The organism is Bradyrhizobium sp. STM 3843 (genome assembly GCF_000239815.1).
GTDB lineage: Bacteria > Pseudomonadota > Alphaproteobacteria > Rhizobiales > Xanthobacteraceae > Bradyrhizobium.
Genome location: NZ_CAFK01000225.1, coordinates 1 through 1,329, shown reverse-complemented (window position 1 = coordinate 1,329; position 1,329 = coordinate 1). Strand labels below are relative to the sequence as shown.

The 1,329-nt window shown below is 59.4% G+C and carries 1 protein-coding gene; it reads right to left on the bottom strand.

Features of this window, described 5'->3' with window-relative positions:
* Window positions 1-1,329 (bottom strand): caspase family protein (locus BRAS3843_RS23675; RefSeq protein WP_035982570.1); only part of this gene is annotated, 1,329 nt, incomplete at both ends.

Below are 1,329 nucleotides of genomic sequence, written 5' to 3'. Positions count from 1 at the left end.
GTGACAAGGCGGCCAACTTCTGAACGAGGGAGAAATCCTCACCGCGCGAACCGGTTCTGGGCTTCTGTGCCGACATCTGATCCGGGAAGGCGCCGACTACGTCTCGTCCCGACATGCGCTCGGTATAACCTTGGCTGGCAAAGCCCAGTGCGATGCCACGATCGCCTTTTTCCCGGAGCTCTTTACTCAAGACCGGCGTCTTGGTCTGCACCCAGGTTGCAATTTCGCTTACCTCGATGGCACCGTTCTGGTTCGTATCGCCATTCACAAGCGCGTCCAGGATTGCAAAGGTGAACACCCCGTGGCCCTGGTAACCTTCGAGTGCCGCCTGGGACACATTCGCGGCCGAGATCACGGGCCGTCCTGTTGCCTCATGCAACTTGCCCAGCGCCGCATCTGCATCGTTGCGGCTTGCGCCTGTAACAGCGGCTCCGCTTTCGCAGGTATCGAGCAGGATCAAACCCCGCCCGGCCTTGATATTGGCGATCCAGGCTTGGAGCTTTTCCTGACTGATGCCGTAGCGTCTAATGGATGCATCGGTGTCGCCCTCGCGGTGATAATCCTTGGCCAGAAGATGAAATCGCCCCTGCACCGCCGCCCCGTGGCCCGCGGCGAAGAACACAAAGGTGTCCTGTACCTCGGCTTCTTGAGCAACCGCCTTCAAGGCTTTCTCGAGGCCCTCTGAGGTCGCTTCGAACAGGTGGTCCATGTCCTCGGAAGGGACTGTGCCCGGATCAAGAACAGCTGTGAGGCTGACGCTTGTATACCGGCCTTTCCCCGCCTCCTTCAAAGCCCTGCCAATCGCCTTGGCATCGGGAACAGCATAGCGAAGGTTTGGCAGCCCGGTGCCTCCATAATCGTTGAGGCCGAACACAATCACATGCAGCCGCTCGGCTTCGCCTTTGGGAGCCGTCGAGGTCACGGACGCCCTGGCGGCCACCGACGCTATCAGGTTCTTGGCGTTATAAGCCACGAGCTCTATCGCGTTCTCACCGGGATAAAGCGGCAGCATCCGCGACACTGAATGCGTCTTGTCCACTCCTGGCGGTGGGTACTCCACAAATGTGATGCCATTGACCCGCCACTCGATCCGACCGATGCCCCCGCCCTGATCGGAAATGATGCCTTCGGCCTTCACCCTGTTGGCACTCAGAGACGATCCCAAAACAGGCGTCACGATCTCCACCAAAGGCGGCTTGCCGCTGTCCAAAACTTTCTCGAGGTTGAGTTCCTTCGCCGCCTTCTCAACCTCATGATCAGGGTCGCCCGCCAAAGCCTCACGGACGAGATCGGGGTTGAAAAGGGACTGGTAGAGCTGACTTATCCCTA